Origin of the sequence: Sinomonas sp. B1-1, from assembly GCF_050474465.1 — a bacterium.
In the GTDB taxonomy this organism is placed as follows: Bacteria; Actinomycetota; Actinomycetes; order Actinomycetales; family Micrococcaceae; genus Sinomonas; species Sinomonas flava.
On record NZ_JBCHVF010000006.1, the window covers coordinates 75,675 to 96,617 of the forward strand.

Sequence of the window (20,943 nt, forward strand, 5' to 3'; positions counted from 1 at the left end):
CCTTCTCTGCTCCGCAGGGTCTTTCTCAGAATGGGCGGAAAGCGCGCAGCGTGAGCAGGTGGATATCCGCATTGCTGCACGCCATGACCTGCGCGGGAATGAACAGCGAGCCGTAGTCTTCCGGCGGGTACACCCGGTAGCCGGCCGAGTCGACCACAGCGCAGTTCGTGTATTTCCCCGCCTGGCCCAGCCCGAATTCCGCGGCGCCGCTCTGTCCCGGCTCGAGGATGATCGGCGTCACGGGGGTCGAGGTGTCCCGGTCCGCGGGAGCGCCGATCGGTTCCCCCTGCGGGCCGTTGGTGAGCGAGACGCCCGCGAACCCCTCCAGCAGGCACGGGGTCTGCGAGACGTTCTTCAGGGCGAGGTTCTGGTACACCGTGCCCGCCGCTCCGCCCTGGCCCGGCTGGATGCTGCCCTCGAGCTGCGTCGACAGGCACCGCGCGACGCCCGCCTGCCCCTGCCCGCCCTGGGCGGTTGCGGTCCCGCTGTCGCTGGGAGCAGGGGCAGAGGGCTGCGAGGCGGACGGCGCCGCCGCGCCCGACGACGGCGAGGCGGCCGCCGTCGTCGGGCTTGCGGCGTTGCCGGTCGCGGACGAGGTGGGGGAGGCGCTGGTGCCGGAGCCGCAGCCCGCGAGGGCGGCGGCCAGTCCGAAGGGGAGGAGGAGCGCTGCGGCGCGGCGGCGAGTCATAGTCCCACCATTCACTCCAGTCACATCCGCGTCAAGGGCCCGCAGGCGTCACGAGGCGCGGGAGCGTGTGCGCAGGAGTGCGAGGCCTCCCATCACGAGGCCGAGGAGCCCTGCGACGAGCCCTGCCCAGCCCGCCGCGCCGGAGACAGAGTCCCCGGCGGCGTCGGAGGTCACGGACGCAGGCGCTGCATTCAGGCCGCTGCCGCTGGCATGCGCGTCGTGTCCGGAGGCCGTTGCCGCGGCAGGGGCCGTCACCGTCACGGAGGGAGCGGGGGCCTGGAGCCCGTGCGGGTCCTGGCCCTCGGCCGGGATCTCCTTCCAGTCGGTCTGGCCGGCCCCGCAGGTCTGCAGGGTCGGGAAGTACAGGGTCTTCCCGGCCGCGTCGACGGGCAGTCTGACGCTCAGGACGAGGGTGTCGCGCAGGTGCGCCTCGAGCGGGGCCTTGGCGGTGTAGACGACCTGGGCTGTCCGCTCGGTGACGCTCGAGCCGTCGGCGAGCTTCTGGGGTGCCCCGAGCTTCTGGGTCACCTTCTCCACGGTCCAGTTCGGGTTGACGGTGGGCTGCGCGTCGACCAGTTCGGCGGGGAGCGAGATCGCGACCTTCGTCGTGGGGCTCTCACCGCACCCGTGCGGGATGGCGACGGTCAGGAGCGAGGAGGAACCGGCGTCGGTCGCGGAGGGCGTGATGCCCACGTGCGCGGCGGCAGCGCCGGCGCCGGCCAGGAGGAGGCCGCCGGCGACGGCGGCGGGAGCGAGCGTGCGCACCGTGCGGCGGGCGGGGGAGTCGTTCATGGCAGGGCCTTTCGCGGCGCGGCCCTCGGGCGCGCGCCAGTACGGAGGGTACAGGTGACGGCGCCTCCGGGATCGGGGGCGCTCAGGCGAAGGCGGGTGCCGGGGGTGGGCCGCGCAGCGGCGGGGGTGCGAGCTGGCGCCACGGGAGCACGCGGCGGGCGGGGCGCGGGATGACCGGCAGGTCCGTCGTGGCAGGCATGACGGCGGCGGGCCGGGAAAGGCGGGTGAGCGGCCGGAGCCAGTCGGCCACGGCGGTCAGGGCAAGCTCGGCCCGGCGGAGCACGACGGCGCACGCGACCGTTGCAGCGGCATGCAGGGCCAGCATCAGCGGGGAGGCGTGCGCGTGGGCGGTGAGCACGTCGCCGCTGCTCACCGCGGCGCCCGACGGGAGCGAGGCCAGGGATGCGGCCGCGTCGCCGGAGTGCTGATGCCGCCCGCGGGCGAGCACGGCGGCTGCGGCGGAGGGAGCGCTGGCCGGTGCGGCGAAGGCCGTGAACGCCTCGTGGAGCGCGAGCTGGCCCGCGCCGAGGACCGCGATCAGCGCCGGGACGCGCAGCCGGTACCGACCGGCGACTGTCGAGGCCAGGGCAACAAGCGCGACGAGCGCCAGAACGATGAAGGGGTGGGGCAGCGAGCCTCCCGCCCAGGCGTGCGCCCCGGCGGCGAGAGCGGTGACGGTGCCGGCGATCGCCGTCGTGCGCATGGCCCGTGCCGCGGGCGGCACGGTCGGCACCGCACGCTGTCCTCGCACGCGGCACCTCCCGGGGATCAGGGCTGCGGCCGCCTCGGCCGCGGCACCCAGTCTAGCGACGGGCCGGGCCCCCGCCCCTGGGTGGCATTCGGCCGCGGTCTCACGGCTGCGCTGGGGATGCGCCTTCCGAAGGCCTGTCCGGCGGCTTGAGGTCCCCGACGGCGCGGCGTGCCGCCCAGGCGGCGGCCGCCGTCGTCACCCCGATGGTGATGAGAGCGCCCAGGAGCAGGGCGGCGTCCTCGCCTGGCGCGAGGACGCCGACGCCGCGCCCGATCGTGGCCGCCGCGACGGGAACACCGAGCTGGGCGGCCGAGGTCGAGGCGAACGGCAGCGGCAGGCCCGTGAGCCGGTTGGCCGCATGGGCCGCCACCGCCCCGACGCCCAGCAGGAGGCCGAGGAGGATCATCTGGGGATGCCCCGCCAGCTGACGCAGGTCGATCGACGCCCCGAGCCACACGAAGAACACCGGGCCGAGGAAGCCGTCGTTGAGCGCGAACAGCTGTCGCGCGAGCCGGCGCGGCTCCCCGACGGCGGAGACCGCGAGCCCGAACGCGAACCCCGCGAGCATGATCGAGACGTGGGCGGCCACGGCGAGGCCAGCGAGGGCGAACAGGATCGAGAGCTGGATGCGCAGCTCGAGCGCGAACTTCCGCTCCTCCGAGACGTCGTGGAGGCGCTGGCGCGAGCCGTCGCGCTCGAAGTGCCTCAGGACGGCCCACAGGAGCACGGCGCACGCGGCCACCGCGAGCGCCCCCAGGGCCTTGGGCCCGGCGTTGGCCGGGTCGATGGCGAGTGGGAGGGCGACGATGGCCGCGACATCGGCGATGGCGACCTGCGCCGTGAGCTCGAGCACGCTGGGGCCCTTGAGCCTGAGCGAGTCCACGACCGGCAGGACCAGTGCCGCGGACGATGACGCCATGAGCACGGCGTAGAGCGGGGCGTTGGCGGACCCGAAGCCGAGGGCGACGCCCACGCCGAGCGCCCCTGCGAGGACCGCCGCGACCGCGGCCCGGAGTGCGCCCTTGCCCGCGGCGGACCGAATGGTGCTGTCCCGCATGGGCACGTGGGTGCCGGCGACGAACATCATGAGCGCGAACCCGATGTCGGCGAGAAAGGAGAGCGTCTCGTTGCCGGCATCCACCCACCCCAGGAGCGAGACGCCGAAGCCCACTCCGGCGAGGAGTTCCCCGAGGACGAGGGGCAGATGCCATGACCGCTTCGCCGCGAGCGCCGGGCCGAGGAGCGCTATGACGCAGATGAGGGACAGCTCGACGAAGGACACTAGCGCCCACCTGGGCGGTCGGGCCCCGTGGCGGACATGGGCGCTCCCTTCGGCTGCCGTGTGAGCCGCATCATACGCCGGGGTGCGCTTTCCGGGCGGGAGACGCAGCGTGCCTTGCGATAATGGAGGCATGCACCCGTCGTCGAGGCCGTCCCGCCTGCTGCGCGGGCTGTCCGCGGCCACGGTTGCGACGCTCGGGGCGCTCGCCTCGCACCTTGCAGGCGGGGGCGCCGTCCCGGGGCTTCTCGGCATCGCCGTCCCCTGGGTCCTCTCGGTCTTCGTCTGCACGGGGCTGGCCGGGCGCAGGCTCTCCTTCTGGCGTCTGGCGCTCGGGATCTCGGCGAGCCAGCTGCTCTTCCACACCCTGTTCGTCCTGGGCACGACGCCGCACGCCCCGCTGCCGTCGTCGGCGCGCCACCTGCACGGTGCCGCCGCGCCCGGAACCGCCCTGCCGGCGGACGGCATGATGGCGGACGCCATGGGCGGCGAGCCGTCGATGTGGCTCGCGCACGCCGTGGCCGCCCTCCTGACGATCGCCGCGTTTCACCGCGGCGAGCGGGCGATCGCGCGCCTGCGCGAGCTCGCTGTCGAGGTCCTGGCCTGGGCCCGGGAGAGCCTGCGCCTCGACCTTCCCGTCGTCGTCCCCGTCCGCCCTGCCCATCCGACGGCAGCGCGGCACCGCGAGGCCATCCCCTGCTCCGCGCCGCAGCGGTGCGCGGTCCAGCGCCGCGGACCACCGCGTCCCTTCCCGGCCTGACGCGCGCCTTCGGGCCGCGCGGGCCTTCCGGCATCCATCCACTGCATGACGCCGCCGCGCCTGGCGCGGGCGGCGCCGGTGGCCTGCGCCCGATGGCCCGGCCGCCGGAGCCCCACGAAGGGACAACACCGTGAACACCTCTGCCCTCCTGCGCCTCGGCGCCCCCGTCCTCGCCGCTGCATTCGCCCTGACCGGATGTGCCGGCGGTCCTTCTGCGAGTGCGCCCGCCCAGACCGCTTCGGCCCAGACCGCTTCGGCCGGAACCCCGTCGGGCCCGGCCAGCTCTGCCGTGACCGTGTCCGACGCCTGGGTCAAGGCCGCCCCGACCGGGATGACCGGTGCGTTCGGGACCATCGCCAGCACGGCGCCGAAGGACGTCACGCTCGTTGCCGCGAGCACCGACGCCGCGCACCGCGCCGAACTCCACGAGACCGTGGCCGGCTCATCCGGCCAGCCGGCGATGCGCGCCAAGGACGGCGGCTTCACGATCCCCGCCGGAGGCTCGCTCACACTCCGGCCGGGCGCGGACCACATCATGCTCATGGACCTCGCCGCCCCGCTCAGGGCCGGCGACGACGTCACCTTCACGCTGACGTTCTCGGACCACTCGACCCTCGACGTCACCGCGCGGGTCAAGGACTTCTCGGGCGCCAACGAGTCCTACGTGGGAACCCCTTCGCCCTCCGCCGGGGCGGGGCATTGACGCGCTCGGCGGCCGCCGCACCGATGCGGCCGCGCCAGAGCAGGAGGCAGTTCCTCATCGGCGGGGCCGCCGCCGGGGTCGGAGCGGCCGCGGCGCTCGGCACGGTCCGCGCGCTCGACCACGCGCCGGCGGCCCAGGGTGAGGCGCCGCTGAACGGCGGCCACACGGTGCCGTTCTTCGGGGAGCACCAGGCCGGGGTGGACACGAGCCCGCAGGCCCACGCCGCCTTCGTGGGCCTGGACCTGCGGGACGGGGTCGACCGGGACGGCCTGCGCCGCATGATGCGGCTCCTCTCCGACGACGCCGCCCGGCTCACCCAGGGCGCTCCGGCCCTCGCGGACACCGAGCCTGAGCTCGCCGTCGTCCCGGCCGGGCTCACCGTGACGTTCGGCGTCGGGCCCCGCTTCGTGCAGCGTGCCGGCGGCCAGACCCCGGCGTGGCTGAGGCCGCTGCCCGCATTCGGCATCGACCGGCTGCGGCCGGAGTTCTCCGACGGCGACCTGCTCCTGCAGATCGCCGCGGACGACCCGGTCACGGTCGCCCACGCGTCCCGGATGCTGCTGAAGGACGCGCGGAGCTTCGGCGCCGTCCGGTGGGTGCAGCGCGGCTTCCGCCGGGCCTATGGGTCCACCCCTGCGGGCACCACCATGCGGAACCTCTTCGGCCAGGTCGACGGCACGGCGAACCCCGTCCCGGGGACACCGGACTTCGATGACGTCGTGTGGTCCGGGCAGGGGTGGATGGCCGGGGGGACGGGGGCGGTGGTCCGCCGCATCCGCATGGACCTCGACGGGTGGGACGCACTCGATCCGACGGGGAAGGAGGCCTCTGTGGGCCGACGGCTGGCGGACGGGGCGCCGCTGACCGGGGGCAGCGAGCACGACGAGCCGGACTTCTCCGCCACGACCCCGCTCGGCTTCCCTGTGATCGCCGACTACTCACACGTGAGGCGGGCCCGGGGCGAACAGCCGGCGGTGCCGACCGAGCGCATCTTCCGACGCGGATACAACTACGACGACACCCCGGTCGGCGACGACGTCTCGAACTCGGGGCTGCTCTTCGTGTCGTTCCAGGCCGACGTGGACCGCCAGTTCGTGCCCATCCAGCGGCGGCTCGACGAGCTGGACCTCCTCAACCGGTGGACGACGCCGATCGGCTCGGCCGTGTTCGCGATCCCACCGGGGTGCCGCGAAGGCGGCTACATCGGGGAGACCTTGCTGGGCTGAGGCCGTCCGGGAATGACGAAGGCCCCGGGTTCCGCCTGATTCGGCGGTTCCCGGGGCCTTCGTGCTGGGCGGTGGTGGAGGGATTTGAACCCCCGTTGGCTTTTACACCAAACATCATTTCGAGTGATGCACCTTCGGCCGCTCGGACACACCACCAGCAGGCATTTACTCTACCGGCTGCTGCGCGCAGGTCAAAACTGAACCCGCTCGGGGGCTCAGGATGGGAGGGGCCCGGGTCCGCTCCCACGGGCGCCGAGCCCGGGCCTGACGGGGACGTGCACCGCGTACGCCGACGCGGTCCAAAGGTGGGTGAGCGCGTAGGCCCGGAAGGGGCTCCACGCCCGGGCACGCTCCGCCGCCTCACTGGCACTGAGACCGCCGAGCGCCCGGCGCAGCACCAGATCACCCGGGGTGAACGCATCGCGATGGCCGTACCGCACCTCGAGGTAGTCCGCGGTCCACGGTCCGATCCCCGGCAGGGCCAGGAGCTCAGCGCGGCTGAGGGGAAGGTTGCCGGACAGGGCTGCTCGCGCGCTGCCCCCGGCCCCTCTGCTGTCCGCGGACTGCTGCCCATGGTCCTGTGCGGCCGCGACCGCCCCGGCTAGGGCACTCACGGTCCGCGCCCGCGCAGCGGTGAGCCCGATGGCCGCCCTCAGGATCGCGGTGTCCTGGTCCGCGAGCGCCTCGGCGGTCGGGAAGGAGACCAGCCCCGCGGGACCGGGCGTGCCGAAGGCGGCGACCAGCCGGCCGGCGAAGGTCCGCCCAGCGCTGAGCGAGACCTGTTGGCCCAGCACGGTGGTCACCGCGGTCTGGAAGGGGTCGGTCGTGCCGATGACGCGCAGAGCCGGGCGGGCTCGGACGCACGGTCCCAGGTCGGGATCGCCTCCCAGCGCCTGGCGCACGGGCTCCAGGTCGGCCGAGAGGTCGAGCCAGCGCTCGATGGAGGCCAGCACCGCGGCGACCGCTGCCGGGTCCTCCGTGCCGAGGGCCACCTCCGCCCCGTCCCGATCGAACCACACCCTGACCGCCACGGGCCCGAGTGCCGTGGGCACTAGGCGTTCGTGGGCGAACGCCTCGACGTCCGTCCGCTCGGCCCCCGGCACGGTATGCGCTGCGAGGCTGGCGACGATGGCCTCGGGTTCCATCCCGCCCCGCGCATCGAGCCGGACACGCGTGGGCTGCGGCTCGACGTGTGCGGCCACCCGTCAGGCCCCAGGAAGGGGCCAGATCCCCGAGCTGCCCCGGCGGTGGCTGCCCACCAGATGCGTGTCGATGATGCCGACTGCCTCCATCAGCGCGAACATCGTGGTCGGCCCGACGAACGAGAAGCCGCGCTTGCGCAGCGCCTTCGACAGGGCCAGAGACTCGGGGGAAGTCGAGGGAACGTCCGCGTAGGTCACCGGAGCCGGGGTCTCTGCCGGCTGGAAGGACCACACGAACTCGGCCAGACCCCCTTCGTCGCGCAGGGCGATGGTGGCCCTCGCGTTGGTGACGGCTGCGTTGATCTTGGCCCGGTTCCGGACGATGCCCTCGTTGAGCATGAGGCGTTCGATGTCGTCGTCCGTGAAGCGCGCGACGGTGTCGGGGTCGAAGTCCGCGAACGCCTCCCGGAAGGCGGGCCGCTTCCGCAGGATGGTCGCCCACGAGAGCCCGGCCTGGAACCCCTCGAGGCAGATGCGCTCGTACATGCCCTGTTCGTCCCGCACGGGCAGGCCCCACTCGGTGTCGTAGTACTGCTGCATGAGGGCATCGGAGCTGGCCCATGAGGGCCGCGCCAGACCGTCCTCGCCCGTGATGAGTGACGTCTCGCTCATGGTGTTCCCCTTCCAGCCGTGCGGGTCGACGCGTCATCGATTCCGGTGACGCGGAGTGTGATGTTGATGCGCCCGGAACGGATCCCGCAGTCCGGGGGCGCCGTCCCGGGGAACGTCTTCTGCACCCCGTGGAAGGCGAGCCGGGACGGGCCGCCGAACACGAACAGGTCCCCGGACGCGAGGACGAGGTCTTCGTAGGGCTTGGAGCGCGTCTCGGTGTTGCCGAACCGGAAGAGGCAGCTGTCCCCGATGGACAGCGAGACGACCGGCTCACGGGATGCCTCGTCGCGGTCCTGGTGCATTCCCATGCGGGCCTGGTCGTCGTAGAGGTTCACCAGGGCTGTGTCCGGGGTGTAGCGTTCCGCCTGCTCTCCCTCGCCGTACGCCTCGGCCAGCGCGAGGCGTCCCACGCGCACCAGCCAGTCCGGGAAGCCGAGGACGCGCGCCCCGTTCACATCCGTGGCTTCCCGGCTGTAGCGGTAGGGCTGCCAGTGCCAGCCCAGGCAGACAGTCTTCACCGACATCTCGTGGCCGCGCACGGACGCTGCACGGAGGGGGACCGGGCCGGCGGCCCACTCGCGGAACCGGTCGGCGATCCATGACTGCTGCTCGGGGCGCAGCCACCCGGGCACGTGGACAGCGCCGGGGGACACGATCCGGCGGGGGCGCTCGAGCAGGTCGTCGCCGAACAGGGCACTCGTCATGCGGCAGCCGCCTCGAGCTGCAGGAGGAGGGACTTTGCCTCCAGCCCGCCGATGTACCCGCCCAGGCTGCCGTCCGAGCGCAGGACCCGATGGCAGGGGACCACGACCGGCAGCGGGTTCGTGGCACACGCCGTCCCCACGGCCCGCACTGCCTTGGGGTTCCCCACGGCCCGCGCCACCTCGGTGTAGCTCTCGGTGACGCCGAACGGGATCTCGCCGAGATGCTGCAGAACGGTGCGGCGGAATCCCGCGGAGAGGCTCAGATCCAGGGGCACATCGAATCGGCGGCGCCGGCCGGCGAAGTACTCCTCGATCTGCCGGGCGGCCGACCCCAGCCGGCCGGGGGCTTCGAGGACCCGCGGGCTGAGCCGGTCGGAGAGCTGCTGGAGGATCAGGTCATGGCCCTCGCGCTCGTAGGCCACCCGCACGAGGCCCCTGTTCGTGGCCGCGATGAGGAGCGGGCCCACGGGGGAGTCGACGATGCGGTAGGCGACATCCAGGACGCCCTCGCCCGTAGCCCTCTCGGCGAGGGACGCGCGGAGGCGGACGAGCACAGCCGGATCGATCTCGGTCAGGTACGGGGCGAAGGCGAGGTCGACCGGACCGGTCTGATCCGAGCCCGGCCCAGCCCCTGTCTGGTCAGTCATGCGGGTCTCCTTTCGGTGATGCGGCAGCCACGAGGCCCCGCAGCTTCCTGAGCCCATCGGAGGCAGCCCTCCGTGCCGCCGCAGGCGTCCCCCCGACGATCTCGGCGATCTCCCCGAAAGGCAGGTCTGCGAGATACCGGTACGCGATCACCCTGCGCTGCTTGTCGGGGAGGAGCGCCACGTGCTCCCACACGCCATCCCCGGGTGGGCCCGGATTCCCGAGCCGTGAACGGCCCTCGGGGAGGTCAGCGATGGGCACGGCCCGCCTGCCCGCCGCGCGGACCGAGTCGAGCGAGCGCCGATGGGCGATGGTCACGAGCCAGGCCTCCGCGTTGGCGCCCGCGGGAAGATCGCAGTAGGCGCGCAGCGCGGACAGGAACGTCTCCTGCCACACGTCCTCGGCCTCCACGGGTCCGACGACCGCGCGGCACACGCGCAGCACCGTGGCGCCGTGGAGTTCGACGAGCTTCTCGAAGGGCTGTTTCGTGTCCATCACCATGCAGACGCCGCAGGGACCGGAAATGTGAGGTGCAGGTTCATGTTCGCGCCGATCAACGTCCCGACGATGCCCAGGCGCTCAGCGGTGCGCCGCGAAGAACGACCGCAGGAGTGCGCCGCACTCGTCCTCGAGCACGCCCCCGTAGACCTCGACCCAGTGGTTGAGCCTTCGCTCGCGCAGGATGTCGAACACGCTGCCTGCAGCCCCCGCCTTCTCGTCCCACGCGCCGAAGACCACCCGGGGAATCCGGGCGAGCACGATCGCCCCCGCGCACATGGCGCACGGCTCGAGGGTGACCACGAGCGTGCAGTCGGCCAGACGCCAGCCGTCGCCGCCGCCGTCGTGCGCGAGACGCGCCGCGGCTGCCCGGATCGCCTGGACCTCGGCGTGCGCAGTCGGGTCGCCCACCGCTTCGCGCTCGTTGCGCCCGACGGCGAGCACCTCGCCGCCGGGGCCGACGACGACCGCGCCGATCGGGACGTCGCCGGTCTGCTCCGCGGCCCTGGCCTCCGCGAGCGCGAGCCGCATCCACTGCTCGTGGCGCGCGTCCTGGTTCAGGGGTTCGGGGGCGGGCATGGCTCCAATGATAGGTTCGAGGCCCCACCCGAGGAGGGAAGAGCCATGCACCGCCTGATCGATGCCCTCTGGAAGCTGATGGGGCCCAACGGCTCGATGTGGACGCTGCTCGCGATCGGCGCGGCGCTCGCGCTCGGGTTCAGCTGGGCCGGGGGAGAGGTCTACGAGTCGGTCGTGGAGAAGGGCGCCCTCGCCGCCATGGACCAGCCGGTGCTGGACTGGGCTGTCGCCTCCCGCACCCCGGCGCTCATGGCCGGGGTCACCGCCTTCACGAACGTCGGGGGCGGCGTGATCGCACCCATCACGGCGGCCGCCGCGATGGTCCTCCTCGCGATCTGGATGCGCCATTGGCGTCCGCTCGTCCTCGTCCCCGCCGCTGCCGCGGGGTCGCTGCTCGTGACGATCTTCGGCAAGGAGCTCACCGGCCGCGCCCGGCCCCCGCTCGCGCTCGCCGTTCCGCCCTACGAGTACTCGGCGTCGTTCCCCAGCGGCCACACCCTCAACGCCACCGTCATCGCGGGCATCGTGGTGTACCTGGCGTGCCTGAAGCTGAAGGCCCTGTGGTCCCGGGTGGCCGCGATCGCCGCCGGGGGACTGTACGCGCTCGCGATCGGGCTGTCCCGGGTCTACCTGGGCCACCACTGGCTCACCGACGTCATCGCGGCCTGGTTCCTCGGGCTCGCGTGGCTGAGCGTCGTGATCTTCGCCCACCGCGTCTTCCACCTCATGCGGCTCCGCAGGGCCGCTGCGCGGGCCAGGGTGCAGGCCGCTGGGCGGGGGGATGAGTCCGCATCGTGAGATGCGGTAGCTTGTCCGCATGCGCACACTCGTGGTGGACCACCCGCTCGTTGCCCACAAGCTCACTGTCCTGAGGGACAAGAACACCCCGAGCCCGGTCTTCCGGCAGCTGGCCGAAGAGCTCGTGACCCTGCTCGCCTACGAGGCGACCCGCGAGGTCCGCACCGAGCCCGTCACGATCGAGACCCCGGTCGCCACGACCGTCGGCACCGCCTTCACCAAGCCGACCCCCCTCGTCGTCCCCATCCTCCGGGCCGGCCTCGGCATGCTCGAGGGCATGGTCAAGCTCGTGCCCACCGCCGAGGTCGGGTTCCTCGGCATGGCACGCGACGAGGAGACACTGGACATCGTCACGTACGCCGAGCGGCTCCCCGAGAACCTCACGGGCCGCCAGGTCTTCGTCCTCGACCCGATGCTCGCCACCGGCGGCACGCTGAGCGAGGCCATCAGGTTCCTGTTCAAGCGGGGCGCGAGCGACGTGACGTGCATCTGCCTCCTCGCCGCCCCGGAAGGGCTCCAGCGGGTCGAGGAGGGCGTCGGGGACGCGAAGGTCACGGTAGTCCTCGCCTCGATCGACGAGCGGCTCAACGAGAAGGCCTACATCGTCCCCGGGCTCGGCGACGCCGGAGACCGTCTCTACGGTCTCGCGAAGTAGCGCGACGCCGGCTGCCCGGCGCCCTGCATCTCAGCGGGTTCCGGGCAGCAGGTCCGGGCTGGCGGGCAGCGGCAGCAGCGGAACCTTCGGCAGCAGGCTGTCTGCTGGCGCGCTCGGCAGTGCGCTGGGCTCGACGCCGGGCGGCAGCGGAACCGTCGGCACGGACGGGGCGAGGTTCGGGTGGATCACGCTCGGTGCCGCGGTCTGCGTCGGGGACGGCGTCTCGGTGGGCCGAGCGGCTGAGGTCGCGGCCGGCGTCGTGAGCTGGACCTCCGGCGACGGCGGTGCGGCTGGCGTGCCCGCCGTGGGCGCGGCGGGGGCGGTCCGCTCCGGGGCGGGGGATTCGGTCTGCTGTCCCGTCACCGTCCCGATGATCGTCCCGACTCCTCCGCCGAGGCCGCCGCGGAGGCTGGAGTCGGCGACGCCGACTGCCGCGGTGCCGAGCGCAGCGGCGGCGATGATGACGGCGGCGGCGACCGGGCGCCGTCGGCGGGCGGCCCGTCGCTCCCTCTCGCGGGAAAGGTCGACGACGTCCGCGGTCTCGTCGGCGGTGTGGCCCAGGAGCGCGGCCGCGGCGGGGCTCGTGACCGCGGAGAGGGGGGCTGTGGGCAGCGCCGCGGTGGGCGCGCCAGCGAGGTCGCCCTCGTCGACGAGGAGTGCGGCCAGCGCGCGGTTCGGCTGGACGGGCCCCTCGTGGGCCACGGCCCGGAGCTCGTCGAGCAGGGGGCGGAGGTCCTCGGCCTCGTCGGCAGCCAGGTCGGCGAGGAGCTGGTCGACGATGAGGAGATCGTCCGGATCCTGGGTGGCGTTCATCGTGTGCTCAGTTCTTCGGTCTTCGCGGTGGCTCGGAGGGCATCGAGTGCTCGGCGCTGGAGCTGCTTCACGGCGCCGGTGGTTCGTCCCATGATCTCTGCCGTCTGCTCGATGGACAGGTCGGCGACGACCCTCAGCAGGAGGACCTCGCGGTGGTCTTCGCTGAGGCCGCCCAGGAGGCGGAGCACCCCCGACGCGGCGAGGACCTCGTCCTCGGGGGTGGGGGGTGAGGGCCGCGGGTCCTCGTCCTGCTCGTGGGCGACGAGGAGCGGGGTGCGGGAGCGGCGGCGGTGATGGTCGACCGCGCGGCCGTGCGCGATGGTGAAGGCCAGCGCCTTCGCCCCGTCGAGGCCGCCGGTCACGCGCGGTGGGGTGCCGGGCCCGGCGTCGCCCTCGGGGGGAGTCATGCGGGTGTACAGGGCGAGGAAGACGTCATGGGTTGCCCCATCCGGGTCGTCCACGCCGCGGGCCCGGAGGTACCCGCGAACGGATGCCGAGTAGGTCCGGTAGGCAGCCGTGAAGAGGCTCGCCAGGTCGGCGGGGCCCGCATCGGGCGCCGTGTGGCCGGGCAGCTTCTGGGTTGTCAACCGGTCTTCCTCCTTGCGGCGCTGTCCGCGCCGGCCTATGCCTCGTGCCGCGGAGCCCGAGGGGCGGACTCCACGGCACGGTGCATGAGCCTACCGAACTATCGCGTCAGGGCCGAAGCGGCATCGCTCGGGAGCGCCGGGGCGGACGGCGTGTTGGCGACATCCGACAGCGCCGGGGCCGACGGGAGCGCCGGGGCGGCGGGAAGGGTCGGGACCGCAGGGACGGCCGGGGCAGCGGGAGCCGCGACGGCGCCGTTCGCGCCGGCGGAGCCGGTGGCCGAAGCCTTGAGCACGTCAGCGCAGAACACGTTGACGTTCGCCTCGCCGTTCGCCGCGAGGGTCAGGGACTTGTAGGCCGACGACGCCGCGTCGAGGCCGCCATGGGCGCGCGCCGTGCAGAGGCCGGGGAGGTCGATGCCGGCGGCGTCGACGGAGGCGGAGGCGCCGGCCTTCGTGGCGGCGGCCTTCGCAGCCGCGTCGGCCGCGGCAGTCTGGGCGTCGGCGACGGCGGACTTCGCGGCGCCGGTGGCCTTGTCGGCGGCCTCGGTCGCGGCGGCCGTGGCCTTGGAGGCCTCGTCCGTCACGGCGGACTTCGCGGCGGTGGCGGCACCCTTGGCCTCATCGAGCGCGGGGGCGGGAGCGCCGAGGACGTTGTGGGCCACCTGCTGTGCCGGCGTGGGCAGGGAGCCGGTGTAGGCGGCGGAACCGACGCCCGCGACGGTGAGGGCACCGACGGCGGCGGCGCTCGCGGCGATCTTGCTCGAGGCGAGGACAGTGAACAGCGACATGCGGAAAACTCCTGGGGGATCGAGACCAAGGACGAGGCCCGATCAGCGGGCCTTCACCTGTCCAACCGACACCCCCGCGCAGAAGGTCACGCGCTGCAGGAACTTTTTTTCGATGCCTTCCACGGGTGCGGACACGGCCTGTCCGCAAGGGCCCCGCGCGAGGGTTCCCGCCGCCGTCGTGCGCGCCTACGGTGAGCGCATGGACTGGAAACTCGAACTGGCCTTCATCCCCGTCACCGACGTCGATCGAGCGATCGACTTCTACGTCAACAAGGTCGGCTTCCACCTCGACTACGACCAGCGGGTCAGCGACGAGCTGCGCTTCGTGCAGATCACACCGCCCGGGTCTGCCTGCTCGATCGCCTTCGGGGAAGGACTGTCGGAGAACCCGCCGGGCACGTCCTCGCTGCAGATCGTGGTGGCCGACATCCAGAAGGCCCACGACGAGCTCGCGTCCCGCGGGGTCGATGTCACGGACGTCCAGGTGCTCGAATGGGGCCACTTCACGACGTTCGATGACCCTGACGGCAACCACTGGGCCATCCAGTACCTGCCGAATCGGCCCAACGGGTGAATCCTGCCTACGCCGGCTGGTTCGGAGAGAGGACCGAGGAGAGGTCGTAGCTGACCGGCTCCTCGAGCTGGTCATAGGTGCACGACTCCGGCGAGCGGTCCTCGCGCCACCGGACCCACTGCGCCGTGTGGCGGAAGCGGTCGCCCTCCATGTGGTCGTACTTGACCTCGACGACGCGTTCCGGCCGGAGCGGGGTGAACGAGAGGTCCTTGTTCGCGTTCCAGCGCGAGTGCGCCGCCGCTGTGGGGGTGCGGGGGATCGACTGGTCGCGGTTGTCGGGCAGGACCTCGGCCGGCTGCGCCCACGCCCAGGGATGCCCCTCGAACGTGGTCACGAGGGGCTGCAGCTCCTCGAACAGCTCCTTGCGGCGGGCCATCGGGAACGCCCCGATGACCCCCACTGAATGGAGCCGGCCCTCGGCGTCGTGCAGTCCCAGGAGCAGGGACCCGATCGCGTCGGGCTCGTTCCTGTAGAGCCGGTAGCCGGCCACGACGCAGTCCGCCGTGCGCTCGTGCTTGAGCTTGGCCATGACCCGCTTGTCCTCGGCATAGGGCTCCCCGAGCGGCTTGGCGATGACGCCGTCCAGGCCGGCGCCCTCGAAGGCGCGGAACCACTCCAGCGCGGTCTCCGGATCGGCGGTCGCCTGGGTGAGGTAGACCGGGGGCGCCGCGTTCTTGAGCGCCTCCTCGAGGGCCGCGCGCCGTTCCCGGAACGGGCGCTCCACGTAGTTGGCCTGGCCCAGGGCGAGCAGGTCGAAGGCCACGAAGCTCGCCGGCGTCGCGGCGCTGAGCTTGGCGATGCGCGAGGCCGCGGGGTGGATGCGCTGCTGGAGGGCGTCGAAGCTGAGCCGGTCGCCGGTGTCCGGGTCCACGAGGATGATCTCGCCGTCGACGACCGAGTGGTCGGGCAGGTTCGCCACGAGGGCCTGCACGAGTTCGGGGAAGTAGCGCGTCATGGGCAGGCCGTTGCGCGATCCGATCTCCACCCGGTCTCCGGAGCGCCAGACGATCGAGCGGAATCCGTCCCACTTGGGCTCGTAGAGGTACTCGCCGGTCGGGAGCTTCTTGACCGGCTTGGCCAGCATCGGCCCGTACGGGGGAGCGATCGCGGTGCCCCATTCGGCGTCGCGCTCGGCCTTGGGCGCCGAGTAGTCCTCGTCGGCGCGGTCTGCCTTGCGCTTGCTCGGCGGCACCCGCGGCGGCTCGCCGGGCATCTTGGGGTAGTCCGGCGGGAAGTTGAGCTCGCCGAGCCCGCGCTCGAGGTCTGCGTCCCACAGGGCGAGTGCGCCCGCAATGTCGCCCGGCGTCGCGTCGATGTCGGCCCAGGGGCAGGCCCGTGCGGCCAGGAGCCCGGGAACCGTGCGGACGGTGAAGGCGCGCGGGTCGGCGTCGGGGAGCTCGTCCCAGGCCAGCGGGGTCGAGACGGGCGCATGCGGCAGGGGCCGGGGGGAATAGGCCGCGGCGATCGTGCGGTCGCGGTTGGCCTGGTTGAAGTCGACGAAGACTCGTTCGCCGCGTTCCTCCTTCCACCAGGACGTGGTCACGAGGTCCGGCATGCGCCGCTCGAGTTCGCGCGCGATCCCGATCACTCCGTGCCGCACGTGCTGGAACTCGTGCGTGGGCCGGATGCGCGCGTAGACGTGGACGCCCCTGTTGCCCGAGGTCTTCGCGTAGGCGGTGAGCCCGGCCTCCGCCATGACTTCCCGGAGCGCGAGCGCCGCGGTGACCGCATCGCCGAATCCCCGTCCGGGCTGCGGGTCGAGGTCGATCCGCAGCTCGTCGGGGTTGTCCAGGTTCGCCGTGCGCACCGGCCACGGGTGGAAGGTGATCGTTCCCATCTGCGCCGCCCACGCGAGCGCGGCGGCCTCGTCGAACACGAGCTGGTCGTGGCGCCGGTGCGACGGGTACGTGCACGTCACCGTCCGAAGGTACGACGGCGCGCCCCGCGGCGGCCGCTTGGAGAAGAACTCCTCGCCGTCGATCCCTTCGGGGAAGCGCTGCAGCGTCATCGGCCGGTCGCCGTTGAGCCGCAGGAACTCCGGGGCCACCGCGACGAGGTACCCGGCGAGGTCGCGCTTGGTCAGGGGCTCACCGCCCTCGACGCCGGGCCAGAGCACCTTGTCGGGGCTGCTCAGCTTGACTTCCCGAACACCGTCGGGCCCGTCCACGTGCAGGATCTCGGAATCCGCCATGGGCCCACCGTAGCCGCCACTGCCGCCGTTGCGGCAGAGCTCAGCCGAGCCGGTACACGGTCGTCCCCCCGATCGTCTGGGCCGGGAAGTCCGCCTCGACCCATGCCGCGATCTCGCGGGCGGCATCGGAACCCGAGCTGCCCTGCATCATGTTCGCGGCGATGAACCAGTGGACCTTCCCGTCCGCGACGAGCTGCTGGAATTGGGCGAGGCTGGGGCTCGGGTCCGTGCCGTTGAACCCGCCAAGGGCCATGACGGGCAGCTGGGTGGCGAGCTGGTACCCGGCCGCGTTGTTGGAGCCCACGACGGCTGCCGCCCACGTGTAGCCGGACGCGTCGGCCGTCAGGGCGGCGACCAGCTCGGACGACGGCGTGGTCGCGCCCAGGAGCCCGCCGGCGCCTCCGCGGCCTCCACCGAAGCCGGCTGGGGCACCGCCGGATGCGCCCTGCCCGGCGGTGGGCGCGCCCTGGGCGCGCCCGGGGAACGCGCCGGCCGCTGTTCCGCGCTGGCCGCCGCCTGGCCCGAACCCGGAGGAGGGCCCCGCCGTCACGATCGCCCCCGAGTGGGGCGTGCCGACCGTCTGGAGTGTGAATGCGAGCGGCCCGGCGAGGGCGCCCACGACGGCGAGTGCCGCCGTCGTGCGTCCGGCCCACCCCGGGAGCCGCAGCCCGACGGCCCCCGCGAGCACCGCGGCGGCCGCGGCGAGACCCGCGGCAGCGACCACCCACGCGAGCCACGGCACGAAGCCGCTGGCCCGGCCCAGGAGCGTCGCGCCCATGAGGCCGGCGGTCGCGATGGCCGCGGCGAGGGCCGCGCCGTCGATCGCACCGCGCCGCCGCTGCCACAGCACCCCACCGCCGAGGCCCACGAGGGCTGCGATCCCGGGGGCCAGGGCCACGCTGTAGTACTCGTGGATGATGCCCTCCATGAGGCTGAACGTGAGCCCCGTCACGAGGACCCAGCCGCCCCAGATGATCACCGAGGCGCGCACCGCGTCAGTGCGCGGCGCCCGGCGCCCGGCCCAGAGGAGGGCAGCACCCAGGATGAGGGCCGCGGGCAGGAGCCAGGCGATCTGCCCGCCGAACGAGGACGAGAACAGACGCAGCAGCCCGCTCTGGCCCCACCCGTTGCCTCCGCCCACCGAGCCGACCTCGTTGCCGCTGAGCCGCCCGAGGCCGTTGTACCCGAAGGTGAGCTCGAGGATCGAGTTGGTCTGGGACCCGCCGATGTAGGGCCGTGCGCTCGCGGGGACGAGTTCGACCGCTGCGATCCACCATCCGGCGGCGACTGCCATCGCCGCGAGCGCTCCGCCCAGATGGAGAAGCCGCTTCCCGAGGCCTTGCGGCGCCGCCCACAGGTACGCCAGTGCGAAGCCGGGCACCACGAGGAGCACCTGCAGCTGCTTGGTGAGGAAGCCGAGGCCCAGCAGGGCGCCCGCCGCCAGAAGCCACCGGGCGTGGCCGCCCTGGATGGCCCGGACCGTCGCGTACCCGGCGACCGTCATGAGCAGGACGAGGAGCGCGTCGGGGTTGTTGAAGCGGAACATCAGCGCCGCGACGGGAGTCACGGCGAGCACGACGGCGGCGAGGAGCCCCGCCGCGTGCGCCGCACCGTCGCTCCCGGTCGCCGGGCGGGCGGCACGCCGCACCGCGAGGTACAGGATCCACGCCGTGGCCACACCCATGAGGGCCTCGGGGACGAGGATCGACCACGGGCTGAGCCCGAAGAGCCGGACCGAGAGGCCCATGATCCAGAGCGCGGCGGGCGGCTTGTCGACCGTGATCGAGTTCGCCGCATCCGAGGAACCGAAGAAGAACGCCTCCCAGCTCTGGCTGCCGGCCTGGGCCGCCGCGGAGTAGAACGCGTTGGCCCACCCGCTCGCCCCCAGGTCCCACAGGTAGAGGGCGGTGATCGCGGCGAGCACGACGCCGAGCTCGGCGCGCCGCCTCGCGGCGCCGGCCGCGGCGGCCGGCCGGGCGCCGTCGTGCGCACCCGCGGGATGTGACCTCCAGGAGATGACCCCCAGATGGGAGGAGGAATCGACGGCCATCAGCCCACCAGCCTGTACACGGTGGTGCTGCCGACCGTCTGGGCCTGGAAGTTCGCCTCGACCCACTGGGCGATCGCCGAGGTGTCGGTGCCGCCGCCGCGGCCTCCGAAGCCGCCGCCCATGCCGCCGCCGGCGATGTAGTAGGTGACCTCGCCGTCGGCGACGAGCGCCTTGAACTCGTCGAGGCTCGGGTACGGGTCGCTGCCGGTGAAGCCGCCCATCGCGATCACATTCGTGTTGGACGCGAGTTCGAGGGCGGCCGCCGAGTTGGAGCCGTTGGTCGCGGCCGACCACTCGGTGGTGGTCTGCTGCAGGAGCGCGACGACCTCGCTCGAAGCGGACGTGCCGCCGGGGCCGCCGCCGGGGTTGCCGACACCGGCTTCCGCCTGGCCGCTGGCGTCCGCCGCCGCGCCGTCGGTGCCTATGCGGTCGCGAGCCTGGCCGAAGCCGGCGCGTGCGGCGCCGAAGCCCTCGCCGCCGGACGGGCCGGAGGTGGGGATCGCTCCACTGTGGCCCACCGAGGCCGTGGCGACCGTGAATGCGGCGGTGCCCAGGCCGCCGGCCAGCAGGGCCGCGACGGCGACGGTGATCGCGCCGACCTTGATCCGGTCGACGCGGACCAGGAGGCCCACAGCAGCGAGGACGCCCATGACCACGATGACGACCCGCAGCCAGGGCAGCCACGAAGCGTCTCGGCCGAGGAGCACTGCGGTCCAGATGCTCGTGGCGAGCACGGTGACCGCGAGCATGATCCGGGAGGGCCAGTAGGCCCGGCCGCGCCACAGCTCGGCGGAGCCGATGCCGACGACGCCGGCGATCCCGGGGGCGAGGGCGATCGCGTAGTAGGGGTGGACAGTGCCGGTCATGAAGCTGAAGACGGCCGCGGTCAGCAGCGTCCACCCGCCCCAGACGATGAGGGAGGCGCGGACGCGGTCCGTCCGGACGGCGCGGCGGGTGAACCAGAGGCCGGCGACCAGCAGGATGAGCGCCGCGGGGAGGAGCCAGGAGATCTCGGTGCCGAAGCTCGTGCCGAACATGCGCAGGATCCCCGCGGTCCCCCCGAAGCCCGCGTTGCCGCCGCCCGGGCCGCCGGCGGGGGCGCCGCCCGCGAACCCGCCCTGTCCGCCACCCGCGCGGTTGCCGAAGATGCGCGCGAGCCCGTTGTACCCGAAGGTGAGCTCGAGGAAGCTGTTGGTCTGCGAGCCGGCCATGTAGGGGCGCGCGCTCGCGGGCGTGAGCGTGAAGGCGAGGACGTAGGCGCCGGCGACGGCGACGATCCCGCCGAGCGCTCCGATCAGGTGCAGCAGGCGGCGCCGCAGCGTGGTCGGCGCTGCCCACAGGTAGGCCAGGCCGAGCGCCGGGACGATGATGACGCCCTGGAGCATCTTGGTCAGGAACGCCAGGCCGATCAGCGCGCCCGCGCCCACGAGCCACTTCCACCCGGCCTTCTCGATCGCGCGGATGGTCATGTAGGCCGCTGCGACGAGGCAGAACGTGAGCGCCGCGTCCGGGTTGTTGAACCGGAACATGAGCGCCGCGACGGGGGTGGCCGCGAGCGCCGCGCCGGCGATGAGGCCCGCGGCCGGCCCGCTCACCCGCTTGACCGCGGCGTACAGCAGGGCCACGGCCGCGACGCCCATGAGCGCCTCGGGCAGGAGCATGGTGAAGGAGCTGAAGCCGAAGATCCGGCCCAGGAGCCCGGGGAGCCAGAACGCCGCGGGCGGCTTGTCCACGGTGATGGCATTGCCGGCGTCGATCGAGCCGAAGAACCAGGCGGTCCAGTCCTTGCTGCCGGCCTGGACCGCGGCCGCGTAGAACTCGTTGGCCCAGCCCGAGTTGGTGAGGTTCCAGAGGTAGGTGACGGCCGTTGCGATGAGGAGCGCCGCGGCGGACGGGCGGACCCAGCGCGGCTGGTCGGCGCCGAAGGCTGCGCGGCGCCAGTCGGGCCGGGTGCGCGCACGACGGCGGGAGGAACCCGGCGCCGTCCGCTCGCCGGACGGCGTGGTCGCCGGGGCGTCGGGGGTGAGGGATGCGGTCATGGGGAGAAG

22 protein-coding genes and 1 tRNA gene are annotated in these 20,943 nt (G+C 73.3%); 6 read left to right on the plus strand and 17 right to left on the minus strand.

Translation table 11 applies throughout. The features are described 5' to 3' along the window. Positions 1-25 precede the first annotated feature (25 nt). The 4 genes from ACQ5BE_RS10810 to ACQ5BE_RS10825 all read right to left on the minus strand — a co-directional run bounded on the left by ACQ5BE_RS10810 (position 26) and on the right by ACQ5BE_RS10825 (position 3,513). Positions 26-688 carry a DUF4232 domain-containing protein gene (locus ACQ5BE_RS10810; protein ID WP_430297031.1) on the minus strand — a complete coding sequence of 221 codons (663 nt, stop codon included), beginning with the start codon at positions 686-688 and terminating at the stop codon, positions 26-28. A 48-nt stretch (positions 689-736) separates the two neighbouring features. Further along, positions 737-1,480, minus strand: a complete 744-nt coding sequence (locus ACQ5BE_RS10815; protein ID WP_430297032.1) for a YcnI family protein — start codon at positions 1,478-1,480, stop codon at positions 737-739. Between the two features lie 82 nt (positions 1,481-1,562). Further along, positions 1,563-2,231: a hypothetical protein gene (locus ACQ5BE_RS10820; RefSeq protein WP_430297033.1), complete on the minus strand. Its 669-nt coding sequence runs from the start codon at positions 2,229-2,231 to the stop codon at positions 1,563-1,565. Positions 2,232-2,331: 100 nt separating this feature from the next. After that, complete coding sequence (locus ACQ5BE_RS10825) at positions 2,332-3,513, minus strand: cation:proton antiporter (RefSeq protein WP_430297034.1); 1,182 nt, start codon at positions 3,511-3,513, stop codon at positions 2,332-2,334. A gap of 130 nt (positions 3,514-3,643) precedes the next feature. On the opposite strand from ACQ5BE_RS10825, the gene ACQ5BE_RS10830 reads away from it, so the two are divergent. From ACQ5BE_RS10830 to ACQ5BE_RS10840, 3 genes are all read left to right on the plus strand, one after another. Then, positions 3,644-4,270, plus strand: coding sequence for a hypothetical protein (locus ACQ5BE_RS10830; RefSeq protein WP_430297035.1), 627 nt, complete (start codon positions 3,644-3,646; stop codon positions 4,268-4,270). 130 nt (positions 4,271-4,400) lie between these two features. Beyond that, positions 4,401-4,973, plus strand: a complete 573-nt coding sequence (locus ACQ5BE_RS10835) for a copper chaperone PCu(A)C (protein ID WP_430297036.1) — start codon at positions 4,401-4,403, stop codon at positions 4,971-4,973. Between the two features lie 23 nt (positions 4,974-4,996). Next, positions 4,997-6,199, plus strand: coding sequence for a Dyp-type peroxidase (locus tag ACQ5BE_RS10840; protein ID WP_430297121.1), 1,203 nt, complete (start codon positions 4,997-4,999; stop codon positions 6,197-6,199). 69 nt (positions 6,200-6,268) lie between these two features. Here the strand turns inward: ACQ5BE_RS10840 and ACQ5BE_RS10845 are convergent. The 7 genes from ACQ5BE_RS10845 to tadA all read right to left on the minus strand — a co-directional run bounded on the left by ACQ5BE_RS10845 (position 6,269) and on the right by tadA (position 10,439). Beyond that, positions 6,269-6,355: transfer RNA gene (locus tag ACQ5BE_RS10845), tRNA-Ser, on the minus strand. Positions 6,356-6,414: 59 nt separating this feature from the next. Next, positions 6,415-7,401 (minus strand): DNA-3-methyladenine glycosylase family protein, encoded by a 987-nt coding sequence (locus ACQ5BE_RS10850; protein ID WP_430297037.1) that lies wholly within the window; start codon positions 7,399-7,401, stop codon positions 6,415-6,417. 3 nt (positions 7,402-7,404) lie between these two features. Further along, positions 7,405-8,013 carry a DNA-3-methyladenine glycosylase I gene (locus ACQ5BE_RS10855; protein ID WP_430297038.1) on the minus strand — a complete coding sequence of 203 codons (609 nt, stop codon included), beginning with the start codon at positions 8,011-8,013 and terminating at the stop codon, positions 7,405-7,407. Then, positions 8,010-8,717: an alpha-ketoglutarate-dependent dioxygenase AlkB family protein gene (locus ACQ5BE_RS10860; protein WP_430297039.1), complete on the minus strand. Its 708-nt coding sequence runs from the start codon at positions 8,715-8,717 to the stop codon at positions 8,010-8,012. Before ACQ5BE_RS10860 ends, ACQ5BE_RS10855 begins: the two co-directional genes overlap by 4 nt. Next, a complete protein-coding gene (locus tag ACQ5BE_RS10865; RefSeq protein ID WP_430297040.1) occupies positions 8,714-9,364 on the minus strand; it encodes a methylated-DNA--[protein]-cysteine S-methyltransferase in 651 nt (216 codons plus the stop codon). The genes ACQ5BE_RS10860 and ACQ5BE_RS10865 overlap by 4 nt, the downstream gene beginning before the upstream one ends. Continuing rightward, positions 9,357-9,857: an RNA polymerase sigma factor gene (locus ACQ5BE_RS10870; protein ID WP_430297041.1), complete on the minus strand. Its 501-nt coding sequence runs from the start codon at positions 9,855-9,857 to the stop codon at positions 9,357-9,359. Before ACQ5BE_RS10870 ends, ACQ5BE_RS10865 begins: the two co-directional genes overlap by 8 nt. Before the next feature lie 84 nt (positions 9,858-9,941). Then, positions 9,942-10,439 (minus strand): tRNA adenosine(34) deaminase TadA, encoded by a 498-nt coding sequence (gene tadA / locus ACQ5BE_RS10875; RefSeq protein ID WP_413249886.1) that lies wholly within the window; start codon positions 10,437-10,439, stop codon positions 9,942-9,944. 45 nt (positions 10,440-10,484) lie between these two features. On the opposite strand from tadA, the gene ACQ5BE_RS10880 reads away from it, so the two are divergent. Beyond that, positions 10,485-11,237, plus strand: a complete 753-nt coding sequence (locus tag ACQ5BE_RS10880; RefSeq protein ID WP_430297042.1) for a phosphatase PAP2 family protein — start codon at positions 10,485-10,487, stop codon at positions 11,235-11,237. 19 nt (positions 11,238-11,256) lie between these two features. Next, the gene (gene upp / locus ACQ5BE_RS10885; protein WP_430297043.1) at positions 11,257-11,892 is read left to right on the plus strand and encodes a uracil phosphoribosyltransferase; all 636 of its coding nucleotides are present in this window, start codon (positions 11,257-11,259) and stop codon (positions 11,890-11,892) included. Positions 11,893-11,922: 30 nt separating this feature from the next. Here the strand turns inward: upp and ACQ5BE_RS10890 are convergent, their stop codons facing one another. The 3 genes from ACQ5BE_RS10890 to ACQ5BE_RS10900 form a co-directional block, all read right to left on the minus strand. Then, complete coding sequence (locus ACQ5BE_RS10890; RefSeq protein ID WP_430297044.1) at positions 11,923-12,705, minus strand: hypothetical protein; 783 nt, start codon at positions 12,703-12,705, stop codon at positions 11,923-11,925. Then, the gene (locus ACQ5BE_RS10895) at positions 12,702-13,292 is read right to left on the minus strand and encodes an RNA polymerase sigma factor (protein WP_430297045.1); all 591 of its coding nucleotides are present in this window, start codon (positions 13,290-13,292) and stop codon (positions 12,702-12,704) included. The genes ACQ5BE_RS10890 and ACQ5BE_RS10895 overlap by 4 nt, the downstream gene beginning before the upstream one ends. A gap of 98 nt (positions 13,293-13,390) precedes the next feature. After that, entirely contained in the window at positions 13,391-14,080 is a 690-nt protein-coding gene (locus ACQ5BE_RS10900; protein ID WP_430297046.1) for a protein tyrosine phosphatase, read from the minus strand. 199 nt (positions 14,081-14,279) lie between these two features. Between ACQ5BE_RS10900 and ACQ5BE_RS10905 the strand changes: the two genes are divergently transcribed. Beyond that, positions 14,280-14,654, plus strand: a complete 375-nt coding sequence (locus tag ACQ5BE_RS10905; protein WP_430297047.1) for a VOC family protein — start codon at positions 14,280-14,282, stop codon at positions 14,652-14,654. A gap of 7 nt (positions 14,655-14,661) precedes the next feature. Here the strand turns inward: ACQ5BE_RS10905 and ACQ5BE_RS10910 are convergent, their stop codons facing one another. The 3 genes from ACQ5BE_RS10910 to ACQ5BE_RS10920 are packed head-to-tail and all read right to left on the minus strand — an operon-like array spanning position 14,662 to position 20,934. Next, positions 14,662-16,845: an ATP-dependent DNA ligase gene (locus ACQ5BE_RS10910; protein ID WP_430297048.1), complete on the minus strand. Its 2,184-nt coding sequence runs from the start codon at positions 16,843-16,845 to the stop codon at positions 14,662-14,664. 40 nt (positions 16,846-16,885) lie between these two features. Further along, positions 16,886-18,895: an ArnT family glycosyltransferase gene (locus tag ACQ5BE_RS10915; RefSeq protein ID WP_430297049.1), complete on the minus strand. Its 2,010-nt coding sequence runs from the start codon at positions 18,893-18,895 to the stop codon at positions 16,886-16,888. Next, positions 18,895-20,934 carry an ArnT family glycosyltransferase gene (locus ACQ5BE_RS10920; protein WP_430297050.1) on the minus strand — a complete coding sequence of 680 codons (2,040 nt, stop codon included), beginning with the start codon at positions 20,932-20,934 and terminating at the stop codon, positions 18,895-18,897. Before ACQ5BE_RS10920 ends, ACQ5BE_RS10915 begins: the two co-directional genes overlap by 1 nt. Positions 20,935-20,943 lie beyond the last annotated feature (9 nt).

What these genes read in the sequence shown, in the direction of transcription:
- ACQ5BE_RS10810 (WP_430297031.1), bottom strand. Translation starts at nt 688, where the DNA reads ATGACTCGCCGCCGCGCCGCAGCGCTCCTCCTCCCCTTCGGACTGGCC.
- ACQ5BE_RS10815 (WP_430297032.1), bottom strand. Translation starts at nt 1,480, where the DNA reads ATGAACGACTCCCCCGCCCGCCGCACGGTGCGCACGCTCGCTCCCGCC.
- ACQ5BE_RS10830 (WP_430297035.1), top strand. Translation starts at nt 3,644, where the DNA reads ATGCACCCGTCGTCGAGGCCGTCCCGCCTGCTGCGCGGGCTGTCCGCG.
- ACQ5BE_RS10840 (WP_430297121.1), top strand. Translation starts at nt 4,997, where the DNA reads ATGCGGCCGCGCCAGAGCAGGAGGCAGTTCCTCATCGGCGGGGCCGCC.
- ACQ5BE_RS10855 (WP_430297038.1), bottom strand. Translation starts at nt 8,013, where the DNA reads ATGAGCGAGACGTCACTCATCACGGGCGAGGACGGTCTGGCGCGGCCC.
- ACQ5BE_RS10860 (WP_430297039.1), bottom strand. Translation starts at nt 8,717, where the DNA reads ATGACGAGTGCCCTGTTCGGCGACGACCTGCTCGAGCGCCCCCGCCGG.
- ACQ5BE_RS10865 (WP_430297040.1), bottom strand. Translation starts at nt 9,364, where the DNA reads ATGACTGACCAGACAGGGGCTGGGCCGGGCTCGGATCAGACCGGTCCG.
- ACQ5BE_RS10870 (WP_430297041.1), bottom strand. Translation starts at nt 9,857, where the DNA reads ATGGACACGAAACAGCCCTTCGAGAAGCTCGTCGAACTCCACGGCGCC.
- tadA (WP_413249886.1), bottom strand. Translation starts at nt 10,439, where the DNA reads ATGCCCGCCCCCGAACCCCTGAACCAGGACGCGCGCCACGAGCAGTGG.
- ACQ5BE_RS10880 (WP_430297042.1), top strand. Translation starts at nt 10,485, where the DNA reads ATGCACCGCCTGATCGATGCCCTCTGGAAGCTGATGGGGCCCAACGGC.
- upp (WP_430297043.1), top strand. Translation starts at nt 11,257, where the DNA reads ATGCGCACACTCGTGGTGGACCACCCGCTCGTTGCCCACAAGCTCACT.
- ACQ5BE_RS10890 (WP_430297044.1), bottom strand. Translation starts at nt 12,705, where the DNA reads ATGAACGCCACCCAGGATCCGGACGATCTCCTCATCGTCGACCAGCTC.
- ACQ5BE_RS10900 (WP_430297046.1), bottom strand. Translation starts at nt 14,080, where the DNA reads ATGTCGCTGTTCACTGTCCTCGCCTCGAGCAAGATCGCCGCGAGCGCC.
- ACQ5BE_RS10905 (WP_430297047.1), top strand. Translation starts at nt 14,280, where the DNA reads ATGGACTGGAAACTCGAACTGGCCTTCATCCCCGTCACCGACGTCGAT.
- ACQ5BE_RS10910 (WP_430297048.1), bottom strand. Translation starts at nt 16,845, where the DNA reads ATGGCGGATTCCGAGATCCTGCACGTGGACGGGCCCGACGGTGTTCGG.
- ACQ5BE_RS10915 (WP_430297049.1), bottom strand. Translation starts at nt 18,895, where the DNA reads ATGGCCGTCGATTCCTCCTCCCATCTGGGGGTCATCTCCTGGAGGTCA.
- ACQ5BE_RS10920 (WP_430297050.1), bottom strand. Translation starts at nt 20,934, where the DNA reads ATGACCGCATCCCTCACCCCCGACGCCCCGGCGACCACGCCGTCCGGC.